The sequence below is a fragment of the Hydrogenophaga defluvii genome, from assembly GCF_042665235.1.
GTDB classification, from domain to species: domain Bacteria; phylum Pseudomonadota; class Gammaproteobacteria; order Burkholderiales; family Burkholderiaceae_C; genus Hydrogenophaga; species Hydrogenophaga defluvii_A.
In genome coordinates this window covers 128,790-150,624 of record NZ_JBHTBZ010000020.1, presented here as the reverse complement: position 1 = coordinate 150,624, position 21,835 = coordinate 128,790, and the positions used below count along the sequence as shown (strand labels likewise).

Below are 21,835 nucleotides of genomic sequence, written 5' to 3'. Positions count from 1 at the left end.
TGCCCCTTCCGGGAATGGTTGTGTAGGAGCTTCCATTCTGTCCCGGAAGAGGGCGGGCACCCATCACACACCCAGGCACGCACGCAGCGCCTGACCAACCATGACCGAATTCGACGACTTCCCCCCTGACGAAGCCGCAGCCCAGCTGCGCATTCCACCCAACAGCGTGCAATCGGAGGCGGCCATCCTGGGCGGCCTGATGTTGGACAACGGCACTTGGGACCACGTGGCCGACATCCTGGTCGAGCGCGACTTCTACCGCCACGAGCACCGCCTGATCTTCGGTGCGGTGGCTGCGCTCATCAACTCCAACCGCCCGGCGGACGTCATCACGGTGTTCGAGCACCTGAAGCGCAACGGCCACGACGGTGAAGTGGGCGGCCTGGCCTTCATCAACGGCCTGAGCCAGTTCGTGTCGAGCGCATCGAACCTGCGGCGCTACGCCGAGATCGTGCGGGAGCGCTCGGTCCTGCGCCACCTGATCGCAACCTGTGACGAGGTGGCCACGGCCGCGTTCAACCCCAGCGGCAAGTCGGTGATCGAGATCCTGGACGCGGCCCAGCAGAAGGTGTTCGCCATTGGCGAGCAGAGCAGCCGCGACGACGACTGGGCGTCGATCCAGGACCTGGTGGTCCAGGAACTGGACCGCATCCAGGCTGTCGCGGACGGTTCCAACGTCGAGCAGGACTACACGCCGAGCGGCCTTGCTGACCTGGATGAGCGGCTGGACGGCGGCATGCGTCCCGGTGACCTGATCATCCTTGGCGCACGGCCCCGCATGGGCAAGTCTGCGCTGGCCATGACCATCGCCGACCACGTCGGGTATCGGCAGGGCCTGCCGGTTGCCGTGTTCACCATGGAGATGCCGGCCACACAGGTGGTCAAGCGCTTGCTGGCAGGCCACGCCCGCATCCACTTGAGCCGCATCAAGCGCGCCGAGCGCCTGAAGGACTTCGACTGGCCAGGTCTCACAAGGGCGGTTGAGGAGCTGCGCTGCGCGCCCATCCACATCAACGACCACAGCGGCCAGACCATTTCGCAGATGCGCACCAAGGCCCGCAAGCTGGCACGCAAGGTGGGCAAGTTGGGCCTGATCGTCGTGGACTACCTGGGCCTGACCACGGCCACCGACCCCAAGCAGTCGCGAGCCTACCAGCTGGAGGAGGTGACCAAGGGGCTCAAGGCGCTGGGCAAGGAGTTGGGCTGCCCGGTTTTGTTGCTTGCCCAGATCAGCCGCGGCGTCGAGCAGCGCGCCGACCAGATGCCGATGCTGTCCGACCTCCGCGATTCGGGCGCCATCGAGCAGGACGCCGACATCGTGATGTTCTTGCACCGTGAGATCGTGGTGAAGCCGGACCTGTCGGACGAGTGGAAGTACCACGCCAAGGTCCAAGTCGCCAAGTTGCGCGACGGCGAGCCCGGGTTCGTGGACCTCATGTACGTGGGCGAGCACACCTTGTTCAAGGACTGGCCCGAAGACCAGCAACTGCCGATGTCGCGCGTGCGCGTGGCGTCCAACCGGGGCACCTGATGATCACCGTGACCCTTCCTTACCCCATCTCCGCCAATCGCTACTGGGCCACCCGCGTCGTCACGCCGAAAGGCGCGAGCCGATCCATGGCGATGACCTACGTCACCACCGAGGCGAAGGCCTACAAGGAAAAGGTGGGCTGGCTGTTGCGCGCGGCCGGCGTGCGCAAACCCATCGAGGGCCGCGTCGCACTGCGCATCGAGCTGTTCCCCCACCGGCCTCTGGACTGGCAGGCCCGCCAGCGCAAGCTGGGCCCGGCCTGGGATGACTCGGTGCAGTGCATCGACTTGGGCAACGCGGAGAAGGTGCTGAGCGACGCGCTCAAGGACATCGCCTTCGGTGATGACAAGTGGCTGCGGGACATCCACCTGGTGCGCCGAGAGCCCGATGGCGAGGCCCGGGTGGTGGTGACCATCACGCCTATGCCGACTGAGCAGGTGCAGGGTGACCTGCTGGGGGCTGCAGCGTGAATTGGTCAGAACACGCCATCGCGCGCGCGATCAGCCTGCAGACGCTGGCGCGCAAGTGTGTGGTGTTGGTCGACAACTGCAACTGGACCGGCCACGAGTGCGACGTCCTGGCGGTTACCAACGACCTGCGAATCATCGATGTGGAGGTGAAGATCAGCCGGGCTGACTTGAAGGCAGACGCCAAGAAGGGGAAGTGGTGGCACGAGTTTGTCAGCGGCTCCGAAACCGTCCAAACCAAGTGGGGCGGCTCCTATCAACGAACGCGCTACGACAAAAAACCCGTCGTGCACCCACGCAAGGTCTGGAAGCACTACTACGCGCTGCCCCAGGAAATCTGGAAGCCCGAACTGCTGGATTGCTTGCCCAGCAAGGCCAGCGGTGTGCTCCTGTTGCGCGAACAGCGGAACAGCCACACCCCCTTGGCTGTGCACGTTGAACGCCGTGCAAAACCTGCCATTGATGCCTTCCGGCTCAAGCCAGAGCAGGTGATGGACATCGCAAGACTGGCGAACCTGCGCATGTGGGAGGCCTATCGCCGCGAGGAAGCAGCGCGCCTACAACGGACGACACGGGAGGCCGCTTGACCGTGACACTAAAACCCGTCGGTCGTGGCAACTGGGACCCGCTCGTCATGGTCCTTTCGGGAAGCCGCGCTCAGCCGTTCGTGGTGGAGGTCGGGGAGACTTTCTTCCTGGGCGGTGTGATGTGGCGCGTCATCGAGGTACGCCCATGACCAAACCCAGCCCGATCCTGGTGGCGCCGGTGAGGGCCCTGCGCGAGCTGCCGCCGGCCGAGCGCGAGGTGGTCAGCCGCTTCCTGTTCGGCTGCATCCGTGGCCTGGATCGCCAACACGACACCCGCTGGCGCCAGCTCTGGAAGCGCCTGTGGCGCGCCGAGGCCGGCGAAGTCCTGCAGCTGGACAACGTGGTGGACCGCTCCGGCCCCTTCCACCGCATGCACATGGCCATGGAGCAGGCGGTGTTCGACGCCCAGGAGCGCTTCGAGCAGTTCCAGGGCTTCCGGCTCTGGCTCAAGACCGGGGCAGGGTGGGGCACTTTTGAGCGCGACGGCACCGCCCTGGTGTTCGTGCCCAGCTCCACGGCCTATGACCAGTGCAGTGACGACGAGATGCGCGAGCTACACACCCAGATGCTGGATTTCCTTCACACCGACCGGGCCCTGACCTACCTGTGGCCCACCCTGAAACCGGCGAAGCGCGCCCAGATGCTGGCCGACGTGCTGAGCCAATCCTTGGAGGACGAAGCGCCATGAGACAGCCACCCACGGCCTTCCAGAAGATGCGGTACCGCCGCGAGCAGCGGGAACACCTGGCCAAGCGCAAAGAGCTGCCCAGGCTGGCACATCAAGTCGCAGCCCAGCAGCGACAGGCCAACCCCCACGAGAGCGGTTCGCAACTGCGGGATGTCAACGATGCGTGAGCGGCCCTGGCTTCTACCCGACGGCCGCGCCGTTCTCGCGCGCCGCCCGCTGCCCCACCTCAAGCGCACCTTCCTTCACCTGATGACCTTGCGCATCCACGGCGCCGAGCTGCGCTGGTGGATGTGATGACCCCAACCGTGACCGCTGCCGCACGCCACCTGGCAGCACAACAGGACAAGACCATGACCACACCCGACCAACAACTTGAAACCGCCATCGTCGCGCCGCGCATCACGCCGGACGACATCGAGGGCAACATTACCTACGAGGAATACTTCACCGCTGCGCAAGGTGTGGCCGCTGAAAATGCTGCTTACGGCAGCCTGGGCGATCCAGGCCCCAAGTGCTTGGAGTTGCTGACCTTCTGCGTTCTGGTGCTGCGCAACGGCACCAAGGTCGTTGGCGTCAATTACGGCGCAATCGACCCCGCGCGCCACAGTGCCGAGATGGGGCGCGTGGAGGCCCGAAAGGAAGCCGTCAGCAAGATTTGGGAGCTGATGGGCTACGAGCTGCGCAGCAAGCTGGCAGCAGGGGCCTGACGATGCTCAAACGCACCGGATGGGTCCGCCGCTTCAAAGCCAGGGAGCCTGAGGAGGTCTGCGCCGCGCCGCCGGCGCCATGCCGGCCGCACCCGGCCACGGCCCGCGCCGTGATGGCCAGGGTGGACGAGAGCGCCCGCCCGGTTCCCAAGCCCGAAGTGCACCGCAACCGCCACTTGCTGGACATGGCCCAGGGCAAGCCCTGCCTGTTCCGCTGGATGGACAACTGCGAGCGCACCGGCGGCACCACCACGGTGGCCGCCCACGAAAACAGCCACGAGGCAGGCAAGGCCGGTGCCCGCAAGGCCAATGACGAGCGCAGCGCGTGGGCCTGTGCCGCCTGCCACACGGCCTACGACCAAGGTCCGGCCACTGCCATGGTCAAGAAGCAGGTCTTCATGATCGCCATGGACCGCCAGATCAAGGCCTGGCAGCGCATCGCCGCCGACAAAAACGAGAAACCGGCCGACCGTCGCGCCTCGCGGTGGGCCCTGGAACAGTGGGGAATCGCATCATGACGGACCGCAAGAACGGCCTGCTGCGCTGGAGCAGCGAACGCAAACTGGACCCGCTGCGCGCGGCCTACCTGCTGGACCGCCTGCAGCGGCGATGTGGGGTCTGCCCGGAGTGCGGCGAGAAATGGGACTGGCTGGGCAACCACCGCAAGAGCGTGGTCCACGCGGTGCTGGAGATCAACGCCATCCGCTACCCGGTGAAGACGCTCGCCTGGGCCGCGACCACACTGCGCGCCAAGCCCGCCGACCGCGTCCTGATGTCGAAGTGCCCACACCCGTCCTGCATCAATCCCAAGTTGGCTACGGTGGCCACCAAGGCTGACGTGGTGCACAAGCAGGTCAAGGATGGCCTGCTGTTGAACGCCCACCACCGCCGCCAGATCATGATCGGCCGCCGTAAGCGCGCCACGAAGCTGGACATGGACAAGGCCCGCGCCATCCGCGCATCCACCAAGTCGGTGGCGGAACAGGCGCTGGAGCATGGCGTGTCCAAGCAAACCATCCGCCGCGTGCTGTCTGGCGCTCAGTGGATGGAGCTGGACAGCCCCATGACCGGCATCTTCTCAGGCCTGATGGCTGCCAACGACAGCACCCGGAGGCGCGCATGAAGTCCGCCAGACGCACCACCACCCGCCCCAGCAGCAAATACCGGGGCCTGCACCCGGTCGCCGTCGCTCTGGTGCGAAAGGGCATCCGAGAAGACGTCACCCGCCTGGAGCGCAGCGCCAACCTGCAAGCCTGGGCCAGCAACCACGCCGCCAACTTGGTGAACCTGTCCGGCCGGCTGGCCTTCATCGTCGGCCACGCCGCCTGCGCCTGCCAAGTCGATGCCGATCACCCGGACATGAGGATCTTGCGCGGCATGGGCGAGGCCATCGGCGACCTGGCCCAAGACTTCGACGCCATCGAGCAGCACCGCCCGGCCATCTTGAGCGGCTGCGCTGCCATCGGCCGCCTGCTGCCGTTCTGCAACGACTGGGCCCTGGGCCTGGCCGCCGTTGAGCTGGACCAGCTCCTGGCCAGCAGCGAAGGCATGGGCACCAGCGACCTGCGCAGAGCCATGGGGGTGAAGTGAGCTGCGACGCCTGCACCGCTGCCCTGGCCAACCCCTTGAGTGGCCTCTACCGCGCCGGCTGCGCCGAGTGCCAAGCCCGCGCACTGGCCCAGTCGCCCCAGTTCTTCGAAGCCGTGGCCGCCGAGGCCATCACGCCCGCATACCGCAGCGCCCTGGAGCACGCCTTCGGCACTGACTGGAAGGACGGACACACCCAGGTGAAGGCCTGGGCCGAGAAGTTGCAGAAAGGAACCGCATGACCGACGCCCAGACCACCCTCATCGACGACGACATGCCCACCGGCCCTGACACCACAGGTGGCGATGACGCCGGCACGGCCAAAAGCAACGCCCAGATCGTCTGGGACGCCATCGTGGACCTGGCCAACGAGGAACGCCACGTCACCCGCAAGGTACTGTGCGAGGTCACCGGCCTCAAAGCCAAGATCGTGGATGACCACGTCGAGCGCCTGATCCTGCACAACCGCCTGCGCCGCCTGGGCTACGGTGTGCTGGAGGTGGTGGAGCAGTTCCCGCCGCCCCGGCCCATCAGCAAGACCGTCATGCCCAACGGCATCGTCAAGCTGGAGATCGATGACCTGCTGGTGGAGCTGACCCCGAAGGAGGTGCGCACCCTGGCGGGCATGTTCGGCGGCGAGATGAACAGCCTGTTGGACATCGAATCGTCCAGCCACTACCTGGTGCGCGTGGCCGAGCTGGCTAACCAGGTGCGAGAGCTGCAGCGGGTGGTGACTGCCTTGCGCAGCGGTCACGGAAACCCCGATCAGCTTTCGTTTGACGGTTTTGTTAGAGGGTGAGTTGGGGCAACCTTGCGCAAATACAGGCAGTCCCGTTCGACATAGAACTCCATATCAATCAGCTCGGCTTGGCTCCCAACTTGCGGGGACACATAGCCAATCACCAGCCTGAACGGCCCCGCTGATGGCACGGAGCCAGGTGTCCATATCAGCGAAGCCCGCAAAAATTGATTTGGCGCCAGTTGAGGGACGCTCCATGGATCAAGGCGAAAGCGTCTATCGAATGCCATCACAGAGAAATGCGTGCATGCGGCACCTCCAATGTTGGTCATGACGATGTCCCAAGAGCTGGGCTGGCCAAAGGCTGAAAGGGCCGGGTCCGCATCTACATGGATCTTGGGCAGAGAGACTGCTCGGTGGCGGTCTGCTTCGTCCTCGCGTTGCGCTTCAAACACCTTGGCTTGCCGTTCAAGCTGCGCCACTGATGCCGAAAGTTCATGTCCTTGCTGGAAGTAGCCCACCACCAGCCATAGGAACGCCAGCGGGCTGAATGCGCCCGCAAGGAAGTCGCCGATCGCGTTCAGTTCCATGTCGGGCAGCTTGTCAAAACGCACCCACACCAGCCACACCAGCAATCCCGCGTACGCAACGGACACGCCAACTGCCCAGCGGGTCAGTTTTTGGCTGAATTTCTTGGTTTCTGTCGTTTCCATGTAGGTCATTGTGCCAACCCAGCTCGCTGAACGCGGATCTAGACAGGGTACAGCCCCGGCAGCAGCATCCGCCTCGATGTCACCATGTCTGGCGGCGACTCCATAAAATCAGATCATGGACGCACTTACCAAACTCCTCGCCAAATACGAGCCCGGCGCCACGATCTGGTTGTCACCTGAAGACCTAGGTGTGCAACTGGAGACCTTCGACGCCAAAGCCAGAGTCTGGGAGCGCGAAGGCGGAGCCGACACCTTCACCTACCTGGATGACCACCGCGAGTCCCAAACCGGCGGGCGCCTGATCGACCGCGTAAAGATCCGCTACGACGGCCCGATGATCGAAAGTACATGAGACTTTCCGAGGGAAAGCGGGGGTAATACCAGCCCCCCATTCTGGGTTCACGCGCGTATGCGCCCCGGGCAGCATCCCTGCCCATGGTCACACCCCCCAAGAAGGGCGCCAAGCCACCGGCGCCACCACCACCAGCCCCGTCCAGCCGCCGCAAGGTGGACTGGGACGCCGTGGAGCGCGACTACAGCACCGGCCAGTTCACCGACAGCGAGCTGGCAACCAAGCATGGTGTGAGCCGTGAAGCCATCGTCAGGCGCCGAGCGCGCGAGCAGCAGCAGGACGCCAGCCGTTGGGCCAAAGACCTGGGTCCACACGTCCGAGCCGCGACGAATGCGCTTCTGATGCAAGACTTTGCGGCGGCAAAGATCACAGAAGATCACACCAAGGTCACAGGAACGGTTCTGGCGGCCGCTGAAGTCAACAAGCAGGTGATCCTGGGGCACCGCACAGACATCAAAAGCCTGCGCGACTTGACCGCCGGCCTGATGGCTGAACTGGCCCAATCCGCCCTGGCCGCAGCAGAGCAGGACGAACTGGCCGCGCTGCTGGTCACACTCCAGAGCGGCGAAGTGATGACCGGTGACCGCCTCACCAAGGCCCAGACCCTGGTGCGCAAGTCTTTGGAGCTTCCCGGCCGCATCGCGAGCGCCAAGGCTCTGGCCGAGACCTTCACCCGCCTGCAGCTTTTGGAGCGCACCGCGTTCGGCCTGGACGAGAAGGCGCCGCCCGATGACTCCGGCGCCAGCGGTGGCAAGTCCCTGACCGACGTTGAGCGCGCCGTGCGCCTGGTGCACTTCCTGAATCGTGGAGGCCCGCAGCAATGACCGGCGTGCCGAGCACTGTGTCAGAGGCGCTGGCCATCGTGCGCGCAATGTCGCCCGAGGCAAAGGCCGAACTCGACCGCGAGCTGATGGCCGGCGGTGCCCCGATCTGGGTGCCGCAGCCTGGACCCCAGACGCTGGCCTATTCGTCTGACGCCGACATCATCTTCTACGGTGGCGCAGCCGGTGGCGGCAAGACCGACCTCCTGCTGGGCCTGTGCCTGACAGGCCACCAGCGCAGCATCATCTTTCGGCGTGAGGCCGTCCAGCTGGTGGGCATCGAGGAGCGGATGACCGAAATCCTGGGCTCTCGGACCGGCTACAACAGCCAGGACGGCATCTGGCGCCTGCCCGGCAACCGCGTGATGGAGCTGGGCAGCGTGAAGGAGCCCGGCGACTGGGTCAAATACCAAGGCCGTCCCCATGACCTGAAGGCCTTCGACGAGCTGCCCCACTTCACCGAGCTGCAGTTCCGCACGCTCTGCGGCTGGCTGCGCACCGACAAGCCTGGCCAGCGCCAGCGCGTGGTCGGTGCCGGCAACCCGCCCACCGGCCCCGAGGGTGAATGGGTGAAGCGCTTCTGGGCGCCGTGGCTTGACCCCGCCCACCCGCGCCCAGCCAAACCCGGCGAGCTGCGCTGGTACGTCACGAACGCCAAGGGCGAGGACCAGGAAGTGCCAGGCCCTGACCTGGTGGACGTCGGCGGCGAGCTGATGAAGCCCAAGAGCCGGACCTTCATCCCGTCGAAGGTGGACGACAACGCCTTCTACATGGAGACCGGCTACCGTGCCACGCTCCAGTCGCTGCCCGAGCCCCTGCGCTCGCAGATGCTGCGCGGCGACTTCAACGCAGGTGCGGCCGACCCCGTGTGGCAGGCCGTGCCCACCGACTGGGTGAAGGCAGCCCAAGCCCGATGGAAGGCCCGCACGGAGAAGGGCGCCATGACGGCCATGGGCTTTGACCCAGCACGTGGCGGCGTCGACAAGTCCTGCCTGGCACGTCGCCACGGCTCTTGGTTCGATGAACTGATCAGCGCCCCCGGTGCAGTGACCAAGGATGGCCCGACCGCCGCCGCCTTCGTGGTGCCCCACCTGCGAAACGGCGTGTGCGTCTGTGTGGACGCCATCGGCATCGGGTCATCGGCGTTGGATTTCCTGACGGGCCTGAACCTCAACGTCCTGCCAGTCGTGAGCTCCAACAAGTCGACCATGACGCCAAAGAAGGGTGACCTTCGCTTCAGGAACATCCGGGCCGAGATGTACTGGCGCCTGCGCGAGGCCTTGGACCCGACCAACCCGGACCCCATTGCGCTGCCGCCTGACCCCGAGCTGCTGGCCGACATCTGCGCGGTTCGCTACAAGGTCGTGACCATGGGCCAGGTCACCGCCATCCAGATGCGGGACAAGGACGAAATCCGCGAGGTGCTGGGCCGCAGCCCGGACAAGGGCGACGCCGTCGCGTTGACGTTCGTCAGTGGCATCCCCGAACCCACCGCCAGCGCCAGCAGCCGCTACGTTGAGCCACCCCCGCCTGACTGGCGCATGTGAGGACCACCATGGACATGATCACTTCGAACGAGACCCAAGAGCCCAAGACCACGGCCGGTGATGATCTGAAGATCACCCAGTCCGAGTATGTGGACATGCTCTACGAGCTGGAAAACCAGCCGCTGGGCTGGCGCACCACGGCCGACAAGGAGATGGACTACGCCGACGGCAACCAGCTGGACACCGAGTTGCTGCGCGCCCAGAAAGCGCTGGGCATCCCGCCCGCCATGGAAGACCTGATCGGCCCGGCCCTGGAGGCCATTCGAGGCTTTGAGGTGGCCACCCGCACCGACTGGCGCGTGACGCCCAACGGCCAGCCCGGCGGCCAGGACGTGGCCGACGCCATCAACTTCAAGCTGAACGAGGCCGAGCGCCAGTCCAAGGCCGATCGCGCCTGCAGCGAGGCCTTCCGCCCGCAGATCGGCGTGGGCCTGGGCTGGGTGGAGGTCTCGCGCGAGAGCGATCCGTTCAAGTATCCCTACCGCTGCCGGGCCATCCACCGCAACGAAATCCACTGGGATATGTCCAGCCGCAGCACGGACCCCGAGGAATGGCGCTTCCTGCGCCGTCAGCGCTGGCTGCACCCGTCGCGCCTGGAGCGCGTTTTCCCCAAGCACAAAGACCTGCTGCGCCAGTACGGCAAGCACGGCGCCACGTGGTGGGCCACCGGTGAGCTGGACATGACCGGCGGGATGGGCACCAACCTGCGCAACGCCTGGAACGAAGCCCGCGCTTGGACGGTGGCAGAAGACCGGCTCTACAACCCAGCGACCAAGGAGGTGTGCATCTCCGAGCTCTGGTACCGGCGCTGGGTGGATGTCGGCGTGTTGCACAGCCCTGACGGCCGCGTCGTGGAATACGACGACAAGAACGAGCTGCACAACCGTGCGCTGGCCACCGGCCTGGTGAAATACAGCCGCGCCGTGGTCACCCGCGTGCGCCGCGCCTACTGGTTGGGCCCGCACTTGCTGGACGACTCGCCCAGCCCGTACAGCCACCGGCACTTCCCCTACGTGCCGTTCTTCGGCTTCACCGAGGACAACACCGGCGTGCCATTCGGCTACGTGCGTGGCCTGATCTACCAGCAGGACACCCTCAACAGCGGCTCTGCCAAGCTGCGCTGGGGCATGAGCGCCGTGCGCACCGAGCGCACCAAGGGTGCGGTGGCCATGACCGACGCCCAGTTCCGCCGTACCGTGGGCCGCATCGACGCCGACATCATCCTGGACCCCGAAGCCACCCGTGGCCGACGCCATCATGCAGGGCGCCGGCTACCGCAGGCCCACGCCCGCCGGGCAGGACCCCAACTTCCCCACGGCACAGCAGACAGCAGCCGTGAACATGCCAGCGCCCTACGTCCAGGGCGAAGGGCAGGGCGCTGTGCCACCGGTTCGCGAGAACACCAGCCCGGAGTTCCCGCCCGTGCCCCAGCAGGCCGACACCGGCTTGGGTGGCATCGAGACACCGCGCACCTCTGACAACGTCCCCGGCAACCCGTAGCGCTCACAGCGAACCCGGCCCCCCATTCCGGGTTCGTTGAAACGCATCCTGTCCAGACACTTCCCCCCAAGCCGAAGCGCCAACGCGCAACGGTGAAGCGCCCCGGCTCACGCCAGGGCATGCAAACCAGGCAGATGGAGCGACCCCAGCAGGTCGCACCGGATTGCTCTGGCCCTCTTTGCGGCCACGGCGATATGTGGCGGGACAGGCATGACGACATCAGTAACGGACTTCTTCAGCAGCAATCAGATCGACGGCGCACTGACGCCGGAGCAGGCCGCACAGCTTCTTGAGCTGACGGCATCGGGCGATACCAGCACCACGCTGGACAACGGTGGCGCGCCCACGACCACCACTGCACCGGAACTGCCATTGAAACCACCTGTCATTGGAGCCCACCATGGCCAACGTCCTGTACGTCAAAGGCAAGGAGCGCATTGGACGCGCCCAGGTCAACCTCGAAACCGCTGACATCAAGGCCGCGCTGGTGAAGAACACCTACGCGCAGAACCTGATCACGGACGAGTTCTACACCTCCATCAGCGCCCACGTGCTGGGCACGCCTGTGGCCCTCACCGGCAAGACCTTTGCCAGCGGCATCTTCGACGCTGACGACCTGAGCTTTCCGACCATTGCGGCAGGCGACACCGCCGAGGCCGTGGTGCTCTTTGTGGACACGGGCAACCCGGCCACGTCGTTCCTGCTGTTCTACTGCGACACCATCACCGGCTTCCCCCTGGCCACCAGTGGCGGTGACGTGGACGTGCGCTGGGACAACGGCGCTTACAAGATTTTCTCGTTCTGATCGACGCGGCCCATGCAGCTCAAGAACCGCATCAAGCAGAACGCCTCAATCGACGGCGCCGGCCTGATTGTGTTCGGCACAGCGCTTGCGGGCCACGAGGCAGTCGATCTGGAGGTGGAGGCAAACGACAACTTCCAGTACCTGCTGGAAGACGGGACGGGCAACTACGAGCTGGGGCTGTATTCCCAGACGTGGAACGACCCGACCATGGACACGTTCCGCACGGTTTCCCAGTCCAACGTGGGCGGCGGTTCTGGGTTTGCTCCCTCTACCTTTGGCCTGACCCTGAGCATCGTCCAGGTCGCATCCTCTGGCATTGCCACGAGTGCAGACATAACGGATGGCCCCCGCGCAGCAGGGACGAACGCCATGGCGGTTGGGTCGGGTGCATCGGCCTTGCCAAACTGGTCCTCTGCCATCGGCCTGAGTGCCGAGGCCAAAATGACCGGCGAGATTGCGGTGGGCCCATCCGGCTATTCGTACCCGTCCTGGGTGCCTGTGAGTTGCTTCGTTGACCCCGAATCGTCGGATCACCTTCAGTTTTCAGCGGCCACGGGCTACCTGGAAATCACAAGCGCGATGCTGCCCAACAAGGGCGTGGTGCGTATCACCGGCACGATCATGGTGTCAGACGCCGACGCAGAGGCGGCGGAAAACACACAGGTCTTCGATGTGTCGCTCATGCTCACGAACATCGGCGGCTTCTTGAATCAGCTTGGTTCGTCTACGTTCACACCCCTCGTGAGTGGGTCCACCGTCACCGATGTGAGTTTTTTCCATTCGGGCGGCCGGATCACCATGTCCAACGACGACACATCAGTCGCCTACATTGCCCAGGGACTTCTTCACCTGCATTGGGTGAGTGCTGACGACTGGTGGTGACATGCTTGGCACCAGCTCATTCGGCACGCTTGCTTTCGGCGTCAGTGCTGGCGACGAGGAAGCGCCACCCGCCGACCACATCGCCACCGGCGTCCTGCTGACCCAGTACGGCACGCCGAGCTACTTCGTTCCCAACTCAGCCACTGGGGTGAGCCTGACCCAGACCGGCACGCCACGAGCTGCCAACACCTTCCGCGCGTCTGGTGCGTTGGTCACGCGGTATGGATCGCACTTCCACCCTCACTACCAGTTTGGCCTCGCTGCTGGTGTGCAGGTCACGCAGGCCGGCGTGCCCTACGGCTGGGCCAACCCGCTCCACCCAGGCGTCACCTGGACCGTCACCGCGCGTGGTGTGCACCTGACCAAGGCCGGCACACCCGAGGCGGTTTCTCATGCGCTGGTTGACGCGACGGGTGTGTCGTTGACCCAGGCCGGCCGGCCCCGCGCCGCCCAGGTGGCCTACGCGCTTGGCGCCATGAGCGTTGTTGCCTACGGTTTGCCCGAGCTGACCACGGTTCACCGCGCCACTGGCGTGCGTCTGGCCCAGGCTGGCCAACCCACGGGCGCTGTTCGCGGCCACGCCGTCGGGGCGCTGCTGGTCCGCGCAGGCAAGCCGCGCCACATCGAGCCCAAGGGCATGCGGGCCTACGGCGTTCAGCTCGTTCGATTCGGTCGGCCAAGCGCTCGCGTGGTGATGGATGCCCGGCAGGCCAGCGGCGTCTCGCTTTTGGTAGCCGGTGTTCCCACTGCTGCCAACACCCATCAGGCCTTTTCCCTCCCGCCCGTGACCCGTGCAGGGCGGCCCACCGCTTCAAGGACGCCTGCATGCTGACATTCGAGAAATTCACCGGCATCAACAACGTCGTGCCTGGGCACCGCCACAAGCAGACCGATCTGGCGCAGGCGCTCAACGTGGACATTGGCCTGGACAAGGAGATTCACCGCCGCGCCGGGTTCACCCGCGTGGTGGAGGACTGCCACAAGAACCTGTGGCAAGCGCTCGGCTTCATGCTGGCCACGTGCAATGGCGATCTGGTGCGCTCCGACAACGGCGTGCGAACCGTTCTGCTGCCTTCTCTGGGCAGTGACCGGGTTTGGTACTGCAACCTGCCCGACGGCCGCACGAGCTTCAGCAATGGCCTCATCAATGGCCTGACTGACGGCACGCTGGCTGGCACCACCACCTGGGGGCCGCCGATCCCGGCTGGAGTGGGCGCAGCCACCGACGTGCCCGGCTCGATGTTCCCTGGCGAGTACCAGCGCGCGTTCACCTACGTGCGCCTCTCCGACGGCCTGGAGGGGCCGCCAGCCTACGCCCCGCCCGTGACGGTGGCCAGCGGTGGCCTGTTGTGCACCGGCCTGCCAACGCTGGATGGCCACGCCATCAACGTCTACCTGTCCAGCCACAACGGCGCCGAGCTGTTCCTGGCTGGTCAGACGCTTGGCCCGGCCTTCAGCTTCACCCAGGCCAACGAGCGGCTGGTGCTGCCGCTGCGCACGCACATGCTCGAACCCATGCCGGTGGGCACGCTGACTGCCTTCTGGCGCGGCCGGGTGCTGGTGGCCAAGGGCAATGTGCTGTTCGCCTCGCTCCCCCACCGCTGGGAGCTGTGCGACATGCGCCGCGACTTCAAGCAGTTCACCGCGCCGATCACGCTGGTGCAGCCGGTCGATGGTGGCGTGTTTGTGGGCACCGAGCATGAGTTGGCTTTCCTGGGCGGCACGAGCTGGGACGGTTTGGTCTACAGCCGCCACATCAAGGGCCGCACGGTGTTGGGCTCTGGCGTGACTGTGCCCGGCGAAAAGCTGGGCGCCTCGCCCGTTGACGCCATGGTGGGCATCGCCGGTGGCGAACTGGTGGCCGGGTTTGCCGACGGCACCACCAAGGTGCTGACCGCCGACCGCTACCGCACGGCCGTGACCGAAGTGGCCGCCACCTTCCGCGATGTGAACGGCATCCCGCAGTACATCGCTGTCCCGCAATGAGTGTCCAGTTCAACCAGTCGTGGATAGGTGTTGATGGCTCGCCCGTCACCGGGCGGGTGCCCGCGTCCATGGCTGTGCGGTTCGAGCTGGTGCCCGGCAGCAACCCGCCGCGCAAGACGCCCGAGGTGCCAGCCTTTTTGCTGGGCTCGGTCTACCACGCCTACAAGCTGTTCTGCGACGCCATCGCAGTGACGCCGAACCCTGGCGGCTTTCACGTCCAGAACCGCACGTTCCAGTACGAAATCAACGACCTTCCGCGAACGGCCCGGCTGCGCATGACCTCGATTGCGGAGGTGCATCAGGTGTCGCTTGTGGTGCCTGTGCATGAAGACGACGACCTGCGCCTGAACTACTGGGCCGGCTACTTCTACACCGACTACGACACCCCGGCGCCAGAGGCCATGTTTGAGGTGGTCAGGTTCGACAAGGCGCTGACCGGGTTGAAGAAAGTCCTGCGCCGCAAATGGGTGCTTGCACCAACAGTCTTCCAGGCCTGGGCCTATTGCCAAGCGGTGGCCGAGGATTTCGTTTACTGGGTCAAAGCCGAGACAGGCACGAGTGTGGAGCTGACCGACGAGCAATACACATCATCGCTCTACGGCTACACGGTCAAGGTTTTTGCCGTCACGCGCCGCATGACCCTGTTCCGTTCCAAGGGCACGGAAGACGTTGAGCTTGGCTTTTTTCAAACGGTTGACCGCACTCGTCGGCCCTATGCTTTTGTCGGTGGCGTGTGGGTGGAGTATTTCGGGATCATCGAGACTGGTGACAGGTCAACCCGCCTAGACATAACCAGCGAGGGCATCCTTGGCGTTGGGGCTACCAAGTGGGGCATGCTGGTGATTGACCAGTTCGCCCCCAGCAACCAGGACAATGTTTGGAGCCACGAAAGGCCAACCCCAAGCACCAACCGTCAGCGTCGGTCCTACTATGCCGACCCGCTGACCTTGGAGCCGATTGCCGTGGAACCACCCGAGCCGGCCACCTATGCGGTGGACTGGTCCGGGAGTGACTTCACCCCACCAGTTGCAGAGACGGCCTACACAGAAAACGAGGTCAAGGGCTTGCTGGCCAGTTTCCGGTGGAACCGCAACGCCGCATGGAGCATCTCGCTCGCCGGCTCGCCGCCGCAGGTTCCGCCTGACCCACGTTCAATCACCATCCCCCAGGCCCCCATGCTCTGGGCGCAGTATGTGAACTGGATTTCGGATGGGTACGTGGCGCCGCGCTACACCGATCAAACATTCGGGCCGGCAAATCACCGTGCGCTGTTCAAATTCGGTGAGGCGTACCTGCAGGAAGAACTGTTCCACGGCCGCGCCGCATCGCGGGTCAAGGATTTCGCCTCCCGCGAGCTCAAACCGCTGCTGACGCAGATGCGCACTCTGGGCCTGCAAATGTCCGACGTCGAGGAGTTTCTGCACGCCCGGCATGCCCGTGAAGCCAATGCGCTGATCGCCGGCCGCGAACCCGGTATGCCCGATGGTGGCTCCGGCATGACCAATCGGGCCGCTGACGACTACTTCCGCAACTTGGACCCCGCCCAGCGTCGCCGGCTGGAGCAGGTCGCCGGCCAGGTGGACGCCATCATCGCCAGCACCCGCCAGCTGTACGCGGACTATGGCCTTGAAGACCAGGCCACCGTGGACGGCTGGGGGCAGATGTTCCAGCACTACGTGCCCCTGATGCGTGAGGACAAGGACGGCGGCATGGGCGTGGGGCAGGGATTCAGCATCAAGGGCAAGGAAGTCAAGGGCCGCACCGGCTCCACCCGCAAGGTGGTGGACATCCTGGCCAACGTGGCGGCCCAGCGCGAGCGCGTCATCGTGCGAGGCGAAAAGAACCGCGTGGCCCGTGCACTGTTGGGCCTGGCCCAGGTGAGCCCCAACCCGCAGTTCTGGGAAGTGCGCAGCCAACCACCGACCGAGCGCGTCTACGACTCCGCGCGCGACATGGTGGTGGAGCGCCCGGACAGCATGTTCAAGCAGCGACCCAACGTCATCACCGCCAAGGTGCGCGACAGCCGCGGCAACGTCACCGAGCAGGCGGTGGTGCTCAACGAAGACAACCCGCGTGCTGTTCGCATGGCGCAGGCCTTGAAGAACCTGGACGCTGGCAACCTCGAAGGCCTGCTGGGCGCCAGCGCCACCATCACGCGCTACTTCGCAGCCATCAACACCCAGTACAACCCGGTGTTCGGGGTGGTCAACCTGGTGCGCGACGTGCAGGCGGCTATGGTCAACCTGGCAGCCACGCCGCTGGCCGGACAGCAGCGCCGCATCGCTACCGACACGGCTACGGCCCTGGCAGCGATCTACCGCGATGTACGCGCCACCCGTCGGGGCGGCCGGGCGACTTCCGCGTGGTCCACGCTGTGGGAGCAGATGCAGGCCGACGGCGGCACCACCGGCTACCGGGACTTGTTCCGCACCAGCGCTGACCGAGCCGAGGAAATGCAGAGCATCCTGACGCCCGAGGGCTGGATGAAGACCGGTTGGGGCCGGTTCGTGACCGCTGACGGCCGCCTCAAGGTCCCGGCCGCCATGCTGCAAAAGCAGGCCGGCATGCTGTTCGACTGGCTTTCGGACTACAACGAGGCCATGGAGAACGGCGTGCGCCTGGCCACATACAAGGCCGCGCTGGACAACGGCATGAGCCGCGAGCAGGCCGCCAGCATGGCGAAGAACCTGACGGTGAACTTCAACCGGCGCGGCCAAGTGGGCCTGCAGGCGGGCGCGTTGTACGCCTTCTTCAACGCCGCCATGCAGGGCACCGCGCGTATCGGCCAGACGATCTTCGAGATGGACAACGGCAACCCCAAGACCTTGCGCCTGTCCAGCGTCGGCAAGAAGGTGGTCTATGGGGGCGTGCTGCTGGGCTCCATCCAGGCCCTGATGCTGGCCGCTGCCGGCTTCGGTGACGACGATCCGCCCGAGTTCGTGCGCGAGCGTGCGCTGATCATCCCGACCGGTGGCAAGACCTACATCAGCATTCCCATGCCGCTGGGCCTGCACGTCATCCCGGGCCTGGGGCGCCATGCCACCGAGTTCGCGCTGTCGGGCTTCGAGAAGCCGACCCACCGCGTGCAGTCGCTGGTAGCCATGTTCGCCGACGCCTTCAACCCCATCGGCAACGCCGGGCTGTCCATCCAGACGCTGGCGCCCACGGCACTCGATCCGCTGGTGGCGCTGTCGGAGAACCGCGACTGGACCGGCAAGCCCATTGCCCGAGTGTCCAGCAACAAGGCACTGCCAGGCCATGCCCAGTGGAAGGACACGGCCACGACATGGTCCAAGCTGATCGCCGAGGGCATCAACTCCATCAGTGGCGGCAACGAATACGTGGCCGGCGTGCTGAGCCCGACACCGGACCAGATCGATTACCTGATCGCCCAGCTCACGGGTGGCGTAGGTCGCGAACTGTCCAAGGTGGAGCAGAGCGCGCGAAGCCTGATCACCGGTGAGGAGCTGCCGACCTACACGATGCCCCTGATCGGGCGTCTGGTGGGCAACGCCGACAGCCAGGCCAGCCAGGGCAATGCGTTCTACGCCAACCTGAACCGCATCAACGAGGTGGAGACAGAGATCAAGGGCCTGCGCAAGGACGGGCGCTCGGTCGATGCCGCGCGTCTTATGCGCGAACGACCCGAGGCGCGGCTGATCCAGATGGCCAATCGCACCGAGCGCCGCGTGCAGGAGCTGCGCCGCGAGAAGCGGGCCTTGGTGGAGAAGGGCGCCGAAAGGGAAGCGGTACGCGCCAAGGATGCGCAGGTCACGGCTGAGATGACCCGCCTGAACTTGGCGGTGGAGCGGGCGCGCGAAACAGTGCGTTAAGTGAGTGCTGCGGCCAGGATGCTGATCACAGCGGCCAGGCCCAGCACGCCCCACATGCCAGCCAGCGCCATCTGGCGCATTTCCTTGGGTGCCATGGCGATGAAGGCCAGGAAGCCGAAGAAGGCCAGGACGAGCAGTGTGCCGATGAGTTCACCCATAAGGCCGGGATTCTAGAACTGGGCTGCCCCCCAATACGGGTTCACCGACAAAGCGCACACGAAGACACTGCGGCGAACCTTCACCGGAAGCCTCGAATGTCCGCCCCGTTCAAAGTCAAGTTTGTCATCTACCAAGGTGCCACGTTCAGCAAGACGCTGACGTGGAAAACCGCGCCTGATGAGGACTCCCCCAAGACCCCGGTAGACCTGACGGGCTGCACCGCGCGGATGCAGGTCCGGGCCAAGATCGGTGCGTCCGAGGTGCTGTTGTCCCTGACCACCGAAAACGGTGGCATCGCATTGGGGGGCACTGCCGGCACCATCGAGCTGCTGATTGACGCTGACGACACCGCCGCCATCGCCTGGACCTCTGGCGTCTACGACCTGGAAATCGTCTTCCCTGGCGGGCAAGTTCGCCGCCTCATGTACGGCTCCTTCACTGTCTCCCTGGAGGTGACACGTGCAGCTTGAAGTCCTTGAGGTCAACGGCGTTGAGCTGCTTCAGGAGGCAGTTGTCTCCCAGGAGCTGCTTGAGGTTGGTTCGACCGAGCAGGAGCTGCTGGAGGTGGCAGAGCAGGGGCCGCCCGGTCCCCCTGGTGCTGACGGGCCTGCTGGCCCTGCTGGACCTCCCGGCCCACAAGGGCCTGCCGGCGCCGGTGGCGATCTGTCGTATGCCCACGAACAGGCCTCCGCTTCCGACCTCTGGACCATCGTTCACAACCTGGGCAAGTACCCGAGCGTGACCGTCGTGGATTCCGCCAACGACGAGTGCGAGGGGAGCGTGAACCACATCAGCCCCAACCAGTTGGTGATTTCGTTTTCTGCGGCCTTCGCCGGTCGTGCTTTTTTGAACTAAGGAGCCTGCCATGGCAAAGAAGTTTCTTCACTCCATCGACCTCGCGAAGAACGAAATCCAGAACGCCGTCGCCCAGGTGCTCGGCTCCGCGCCGTCCGCTCCTGTGCCCGGCCAGTTCTACTACGACAGCACCGCAGGTGCGCTGACGTGGCGCAACGGTTCGGGCTGGGTGAATCCCCTGGCACGCGCAAGCCACACCGGCACGCAAGCCGCTTCGACCATCAGCGACTTCGACACCCAGGTCCGAACCAACCGCCTGGATCAGATGGCAGCGCCCACGGCGGACGTGTCGTTCAACAGTCGCAAGATCACTGGCCTCGCAACGCCGACCGCTGCAACCGATGCAGCAACCAAGGGCTACGTTGACGCGGCGGTGAATGGGACCGACTGGAAGCAGAGCGTCCGCGTGGCGACCACCGCCAACCTTGGCGCACTCTCTGGCCTGCTGACCATCGACGGCATCACGCTCGTAGCCGGCGACCGTGTGCTGGTCAAAGACCAGTCCACCGGATCGGCCAACGGCATCTACGTCGCTGCCTCTGGTGCCTGGAGCCGCGCTACCGACGCCGACGAGAACGCCGAAGTCACTGCAGGCTTGAGCGTGATGGTGACGGAGGGCACAACGCAGGCCGACAGCCAGTGGCGCCTCACGACCAACGACGCCATTGTGGTGGGCACGACTGCGCTGACCTTCGCGCAGATCGGCGCGGGCTCCAGCTACAGCGAGGGCACCGGCATCGACATCGCTGGCAACGTCATCAACGTTGACACCGCTGTGGTAGTGCGCAAGTTCTCCCAGAACGTCGGCTCGGGCACCAGCGTGGCGATCACCCACGGTCTGAACAATCTTGATGTCCAGGTCCAGGTGTACGAAATCTCGACCGGCGATACGGTGGAGTGCGACGTGAAGCGCAACAGCGTGAACCAAGTCACCTTGGGGTTCGCCTCTGCCGTCACCGCCGATGTGTACCGGGTGGTCGTCCAGGGTTGATAGACCATGCGCGATCTTTCCTTTCGTGGGCCACCTCAGTTGGCCGTCGCTGAGAACGCCACTACCCCGACCGGTGTTCTCGGCGCGGTGATCTGGTCCACCACGGCCGGCAAGAAGCTGGAATGGGACGGCTCCAAGTGGGCTGTGCCCCTCGGCACGGCGGTGCCTCAGATCACTGTGTCGGCCACACCGCCTGCCGATCCTGTTGTCAATCAACTCTGGCTGGACATTTCCTGATGCTGTACGTACCCAATTGCTCTGGCGGTTCTTTCGCGGATATCCAGGGGTCACATGAAGGCGTGCGACCTCCCACTGGCGAACTCGGGACGGAACTTCTTGGTGCGGTGCATCCAAGCTATGGCGGGTACACCGAGGTCATCGCATCGACACGAGCTGAGAGTTTTGGCGTACTCATCAACTTTAACAACCGGTGGGTATCAGCAAATCATCTCTTTGGTGCTGTCGATATCGCCATCGGTGCGGTGGGGCAAGAGATCGTCATCATCCCTAACTTGATGTACGGGCCAGTCAGTTCGTATGGCCCTGGCCAGGGCTACTGGTACTACTTCCCGATCAAAGTCCCCGCAGGCTCACGCATTTCAGCACGGCATACGCTCAACAACATCACCAACAACACGCTGCGCATGGTCCTTCGGCTGCTCCAGAAGCCGAGCGACGGAACAAGCGTCAAAGCTGCCACCTTCGTTGAGTCCATCGGCGCAACTCTGCCCACCGGGACAAACTTCACTCCCGGCACCACACTCAAAGGCGCCTGGACACTGCTCGGCGCAGCGACCAGAAAGGTGTGGTGGTGGCAAGTCGGCGTAAAGGTGGCGTCGGGCGACACGAATCATGTGAACGCTACTGCCTATATTGACCTTGCAGTTGGCGATGCGAGCCAGAAACACATCGTTCTCAGAGACCATCTCCTGAACATCGCCAGCACCGAGGTGTCTGTTAACCGGCCGCAAATCGTTGGTTCTGAGTGCGCCGTTCCGGCGGGCACGAATGTCTATGTTCGCGGACAGTCGAGCGGAACGGCAGAGACCTACGCGGCAGTTGCCTACGCGGCAGGAGGATAAGAA

28 protein-coding genes are annotated in these 21,835 nt (G+C 65.0%); 26 read left to right on the top strand and 2 right to left on the bottom strand.

Annotated elements, in window-relative coordinates; all coding sequences use genetic code 11:
• Positions 1 to 100 precede the first annotated feature (100 nt).
• From dnaB to ACFQU0_RS10045, 12 genes are all read left to right on the top strand, one after another.
• On the top strand, positions 101 to 1,531 hold the full coding sequence (dnaB, locus tag ACFQU0_RS10100) for a replicative DNA helicase (RefSeq protein ID WP_382200346.1): 1,431 nt from the start codon (positions 101 to 103) through the stop codon (positions 1,529 to 1,531).
• The gene (locus ACFQU0_RS10095; protein ID WP_382200344.1) at positions 1,531 to 2,001 is read left to right on the top strand and encodes a RusA family crossover junction endodeoxyribonuclease; all 471 of its coding nucleotides are present in this window, start codon (positions 1,531 to 1,533) and stop codon (positions 1,999 to 2,001) included. Before dnaB ends, ACFQU0_RS10095 begins: the two co-directional genes overlap by 1 nt.
• Positions 1,998 to 2,585, top strand: a complete 588-nt coding sequence (locus ACFQU0_RS10090; RefSeq protein ID WP_382200343.1) for a hypothetical protein — start codon at positions 1,998 to 2,000, stop codon at positions 2,583 to 2,585. Before ACFQU0_RS10095 ends, ACFQU0_RS10090 begins: the two co-directional genes overlap by 4 nt.
• Positions 2,586 to 2,730: 145 nt before the next feature.
• Positions 2,731 to 3,273: a hypothetical protein gene (locus ACFQU0_RS10085; RefSeq protein WP_382200341.1), complete on the top strand. Its 543-nt coding sequence runs from the start codon at positions 2,731 to 2,733 to the stop codon at positions 3,271 to 3,273.
• Positions 3,270 to 3,440, top strand: a complete 171-nt coding sequence (locus ACFQU0_RS10080) for a hypothetical protein (protein ID WP_382200339.1) — start codon at positions 3,270 to 3,272, stop codon at positions 3,438 to 3,440. The genes ACFQU0_RS10085 and ACFQU0_RS10080 overlap by 4 nt, the downstream gene beginning before the upstream one ends.
• Positions 3,433 to 3,567, top strand: coding sequence for a hypothetical protein (locus ACFQU0_RS10075; RefSeq protein WP_382200338.1), 135 nt, complete (start codon positions 3,433 to 3,435; stop codon positions 3,565 to 3,567). Before ACFQU0_RS10080 ends, ACFQU0_RS10075 begins: the two co-directional genes overlap by 8 nt.
• Positions 3,567 to 3,980 carry a Gp49 family protein gene (locus ACFQU0_RS10070; protein ID WP_382200336.1) on the top strand — a complete coding sequence of 138 codons (414 nt, stop codon included), beginning with the start codon at positions 3,567 to 3,569 and terminating at the stop codon, positions 3,978 to 3,980. Before ACFQU0_RS10075 ends, ACFQU0_RS10070 begins: the two co-directional genes overlap by 1 nt.
• Positions 3,981 to 3,982: 2 nt before the next feature.
• Entirely contained in the window at positions 3,983 to 4,498 is a 516-nt protein-coding gene (locus ACFQU0_RS10065; RefSeq protein WP_382200334.1) for a nuclease domain-containing protein, read from the top strand.
• Positions 4,495 to 5,103 (top strand): hypothetical protein, encoded by a 609-nt coding sequence (locus ACFQU0_RS10060; protein WP_382200332.1) that lies wholly within the window; start codon positions 4,495 to 4,497, stop codon positions 5,101 to 5,103. The genes ACFQU0_RS10065 and ACFQU0_RS10060 overlap by 4 nt, the downstream gene beginning before the upstream one ends.
• Positions 5,100 to 5,570: a hypothetical protein gene (locus ACFQU0_RS10055; protein WP_382200330.1), complete on the top strand. Its 471-nt coding sequence runs from the start codon at positions 5,100 to 5,102 to the stop codon at positions 5,568 to 5,570. Before ACFQU0_RS10060 ends, ACFQU0_RS10055 begins: the two co-directional genes overlap by 4 nt.
• The gene (locus ACFQU0_RS10050) at positions 5,567 to 5,809 is read left to right on the top strand and encodes a hypothetical protein (RefSeq protein WP_382200328.1); all 243 of its coding nucleotides are present in this window, start codon (positions 5,567 to 5,569) and stop codon (positions 5,807 to 5,809) included. The genes ACFQU0_RS10055 and ACFQU0_RS10050 overlap by 4 nt, the downstream gene beginning before the upstream one ends.
• Entirely contained in the window at positions 5,806 to 6,366 is a 561-nt protein-coding gene (locus ACFQU0_RS10045) for a hypothetical protein (protein ID WP_382200326.1), read from the top strand. The genes ACFQU0_RS10050 and ACFQU0_RS10045 overlap by 4 nt, the downstream gene beginning before the upstream one ends.
• On the opposite strand, the gene ACFQU0_RS10040 is transcribed toward ACFQU0_RS10045, so the two are convergent.
• A complete protein-coding gene (locus tag ACFQU0_RS10040; RefSeq protein WP_382200324.1) occupies positions 6,333 to 7,028 on the bottom strand; it encodes a hypothetical protein in 696 nt (231 codons plus the stop codon). The two genes, ACFQU0_RS10045 and ACFQU0_RS10040, sit on opposite strands and share 34 nt — an antisense overlap.
• Positions 7,029 to 7,134: 106 nt before the next feature.
• Here ACFQU0_RS10040 and ACFQU0_RS10035 point away from each other — a divergent pair, with 106 nt between their 5' ends.
• From ACFQU0_RS10035 to ACFQU0_RS09995, 9 genes are all read left to right on the top strand, one after another.
• Positions 7,135 to 7,371: a hypothetical protein gene (locus ACFQU0_RS10035; protein WP_382200322.1), complete on the top strand. Its 237-nt coding sequence runs from the start codon at positions 7,135 to 7,137 to the stop codon at positions 7,369 to 7,371.
• Positions 7,372 to 7,454: 83 nt separating this feature from the next.
• Positions 7,455 to 8,195: a hypothetical protein gene (locus tag ACFQU0_RS10030; RefSeq protein ID WP_382200320.1), complete on the top strand. Its 741-nt coding sequence runs from the start codon at positions 7,455 to 7,457 to the stop codon at positions 8,193 to 8,195.
• Positions 8,192 to 9,739: a terminase gene (locus tag ACFQU0_RS10025; RefSeq protein WP_382200319.1), complete on the top strand. Its 1,548-nt coding sequence runs from the start codon at positions 8,192 to 8,194 to the stop codon at positions 9,737 to 9,739. The genes ACFQU0_RS10030 and ACFQU0_RS10025 overlap by 4 nt, the downstream gene beginning before the upstream one ends.
• A gap of 8 nt (positions 9,740 to 9,747) precedes the next feature.
• The gene (locus tag ACFQU0_RS10020; RefSeq protein ID WP_382200317.1) at positions 9,748 to 11,217 is read left to right on the top strand and encodes a portal protein; all 1,470 of its coding nucleotides are present in this window, start codon (positions 9,748 to 9,750) and stop codon (positions 11,215 to 11,217) included.
• A 422-nt stretch (positions 11,218 to 11,639) separates the two neighbouring features.
• Positions 11,640 to 12,044, top strand: coding sequence for a hypothetical protein (locus ACFQU0_RS10015; protein WP_382200315.1), 405 nt, complete (start codon positions 11,640 to 11,642; stop codon positions 12,042 to 12,044).
• A gap of 12 nt (positions 12,045 to 12,056) precedes the next feature.
• The gene (locus tag ACFQU0_RS10010; protein ID WP_382200313.1) at positions 12,057 to 12,926 is read left to right on the top strand and encodes a hypothetical protein; all 870 of its coding nucleotides are present in this window, start codon (positions 12,057 to 12,059) and stop codon (positions 12,924 to 12,926) included.
• Position 12,927: 1 nt separating this feature from the next.
• Positions 12,928 to 13,758 carry a hypothetical protein gene (locus ACFQU0_RS10005; protein WP_382200311.1) on the top strand — a complete coding sequence of 277 codons (831 nt, stop codon included), beginning with the start codon at positions 12,928 to 12,930 and terminating at the stop codon, positions 13,756 to 13,758.
• Positions 13,752 to 14,912, top strand: a complete 1,161-nt coding sequence (locus ACFQU0_RS10000) for a hypothetical protein (RefSeq protein WP_382200309.1) — start codon at positions 13,752 to 13,754, stop codon at positions 14,910 to 14,912. Before ACFQU0_RS10005 ends, ACFQU0_RS10000 begins: the two co-directional genes overlap by 7 nt.
• A complete protein-coding gene (locus ACFQU0_RS09995) occupies positions 14,909 to 18,745 on the top strand; it encodes an LPD38 domain-containing protein (protein WP_382200307.1) in 3,837 nt (1,278 codons plus the stop codon). Before ACFQU0_RS10000 ends, ACFQU0_RS09995 begins: the two co-directional genes overlap by 4 nt.
• Here the strand turns inward: ACFQU0_RS09995 and ACFQU0_RS09990 are convergent.
• On the bottom strand, positions 18,742 to 18,903 hold the full coding sequence (locus tag ACFQU0_RS09990; RefSeq protein ID WP_382200305.1) for a hypothetical protein: 162 nt from the start codon (positions 18,901 to 18,903) through the stop codon (positions 18,742 to 18,744). The two genes, ACFQU0_RS09995 and ACFQU0_RS09990, sit on opposite strands and share 4 nt — an antisense overlap.
• Before the next feature lie 96 nt (positions 18,904 to 18,999).
• On the opposite strand from ACFQU0_RS09990, the gene ACFQU0_RS09985 reads away from it, so the two are divergent.
• From ACFQU0_RS09985 to ACFQU0_RS09965, 5 genes are read left to right on the top strand one after another with little or no spacing between them, the layout of a single operon-like run.
• Entirely contained in the window at positions 19,000 to 19,374 is a 375-nt protein-coding gene (locus ACFQU0_RS09985; RefSeq protein ID WP_382200303.1) for a hypothetical protein, read from the top strand.
• On the top strand, positions 19,364 to 19,759 hold the full coding sequence (locus tag ACFQU0_RS09980) for a hypothetical protein (RefSeq protein ID WP_382200301.1): 396 nt from the start codon (positions 19,364 to 19,366) through the stop codon (positions 19,757 to 19,759). The genes ACFQU0_RS09985 and ACFQU0_RS09980 overlap by 11 nt, the downstream gene beginning before the upstream one ends.
• 10 nt (positions 19,760 to 19,769) lie before the next feature.
• Positions 19,770 to 20,750: a head decoration protein gene (locus tag ACFQU0_RS09975; protein WP_382200299.1), complete on the top strand. Its 981-nt coding sequence runs from the start codon at positions 19,770 to 19,772 to the stop codon at positions 20,748 to 20,750.
• A gap of 6 nt (positions 20,751 to 20,756) precedes the next feature.
• Complete coding sequence (locus tag ACFQU0_RS09970) at positions 20,757 to 20,987, top strand: hypothetical protein (protein WP_382200297.1); 231 nt, start codon at positions 20,757 to 20,759, stop codon at positions 20,985 to 20,987.
• Positions 20,987 to 21,832: a hypothetical protein gene (locus ACFQU0_RS09965; protein ID WP_382200295.1), complete on the top strand. Its 846-nt coding sequence runs from the start codon at positions 20,987 to 20,989 to the stop codon at positions 21,830 to 21,832. Before ACFQU0_RS09970 ends, ACFQU0_RS09965 begins: the two co-directional genes overlap by 1 nt.
• Positions 21,833 to 21,835 lie beyond the last annotated feature (3 nt).

Coding starts and splice junctions, on each gene's coding strand:
- ACFQU0_RS09995 (WP_382200307.1), top strand. CDS start 14,909: ATGAGTGTCCAGTTCAACCAGTCGTGGATAGGTGTTGATGGCTCGCCC.
- ACFQU0_RS10015 (WP_382200315.1), top strand. CDS start 11,640: ATGGCCAACGTCCTGTACGTCAAAGGCAAGGAGCGCATTGGACGCGCC.
- ACFQU0_RS10010 (WP_382200313.1), top strand. CDS start 12,057: ATGCAGCTCAAGAACCGCATCAAGCAGAACGCCTCAATCGACGGCGCC.
- ACFQU0_RS09970 (WP_382200297.1), top strand. CDS start 20,757: ATGCGCGATCTTTCCTTTCGTGGGCCACCTCAGTTGGCCGTCGCTGAG.
- ACFQU0_RS10070 (WP_382200336.1), top strand. CDS start 3,567: ATGACCCCAACCGTGACCGCTGCCGCACGCCACCTGGCAGCACAACAG.
- ACFQU0_RS10045 (WP_382200326.1), top strand. CDS start 5,806: ATGACCGACGCCCAGACCACCCTCATCGACGACGACATGCCCACCGGC.
- dnaB (WP_382200346.1), top strand. CDS start 101: ATGACCGAATTCGACGACTTCCCCCCTGACGAAGCCGCAGCCCAGCTG.
- ACFQU0_RS10085 (WP_382200341.1), top strand. CDS start 2,731: ATGACCAAACCCAGCCCGATCCTGGTGGCGCCGGTGAGGGCCCTGCGC.
- ACFQU0_RS10095 (WP_382200344.1), top strand. CDS start 1,531: ATGATCACCGTGACCCTTCCTTACCCCATCTCCGCCAATCGCTACTGG.
- ACFQU0_RS10030 (WP_382200320.1), top strand. CDS start 7,455: ATGGTCACACCCCCCAAGAAGGGCGCCAAGCCACCGGCGCCACCACCA.
- ACFQU0_RS10060 (WP_382200332.1), top strand. CDS start 4,495: ATGACGGACCGCAAGAACGGCCTGCTGCGCTGGAGCAGCGAACGCAAA.
- ACFQU0_RS10025 (WP_382200319.1), top strand. CDS start 8,192: ATGACCGGCGTGCCGAGCACTGTGTCAGAGGCGCTGGCCATCGTGCGC.
- ACFQU0_RS09965 (WP_382200295.1), top strand. CDS start 20,987: ATGCTGTACGTACCCAATTGCTCTGGCGGTTCTTTCGCGGATATCCAG.
- ACFQU0_RS10020 (WP_382200317.1), top strand. CDS start 9,748: ATGGACATGATCACTTCGAACGAGACCCAAGAGCCCAAGACCACGGCC.
- ACFQU0_RS10055 (WP_382200330.1), top strand. CDS start 5,100: ATGAAGTCCGCCAGACGCACCACCACCCGCCCCAGCAGCAAATACCGG.
- ACFQU0_RS09975 (WP_382200299.1), top strand. CDS start 19,770: ATGGCAAAGAAGTTTCTTCACTCCATCGACCTCGCGAAGAACGAAATC.
- ACFQU0_RS10005 (WP_382200311.1), top strand. CDS start 12,928: ATGCTTGGCACCAGCTCATTCGGCACGCTTGCTTTCGGCGTCAGTGCT.
- ACFQU0_RS09985 (WP_382200303.1), top strand. CDS start 19,000: ATGTCCGCCCCGTTCAAAGTCAAGTTTGTCATCTACCAAGGTGCCACG.
- ACFQU0_RS10080 (WP_382200339.1), top strand. CDS start 3,270: ATGAGACAGCCACCCACGGCCTTCCAGAAGATGCGGTACCGCCGCGAG.
- ACFQU0_RS10040 (WP_382200324.1), bottom strand. CDS start 7,028: ATGACCTACATGGAAACGACAGAAACCAAGAAATTCAGCCAAAAACTG.
- ACFQU0_RS10065 (WP_382200334.1), top strand. CDS start 3,983: ATGCTCAAACGCACCGGATGGGTCCGCCGCTTCAAAGCCAGGGAGCCT.
- ACFQU0_RS10000 (WP_382200309.1), top strand. CDS start 13,752: ATGCTGACATTCGAGAAATTCACCGGCATCAACAACGTCGTGCCTGGG.
- ACFQU0_RS09990 (WP_382200305.1), bottom strand. CDS start 18,903: ATGGGTGAACTCATCGGCACACTGCTCGTCCTGGCCTTCTTCGGCTTC.
- ACFQU0_RS10075 (WP_382200338.1), top strand. CDS start 3,433: ATGCGTGAGCGGCCCTGGCTTCTACCCGACGGCCGCGCCGTTCTCGCG.
- ACFQU0_RS10035 (WP_382200322.1), top strand. CDS start 7,135: ATGGACGCACTTACCAAACTCCTCGCCAAATACGAGCCCGGCGCCACG.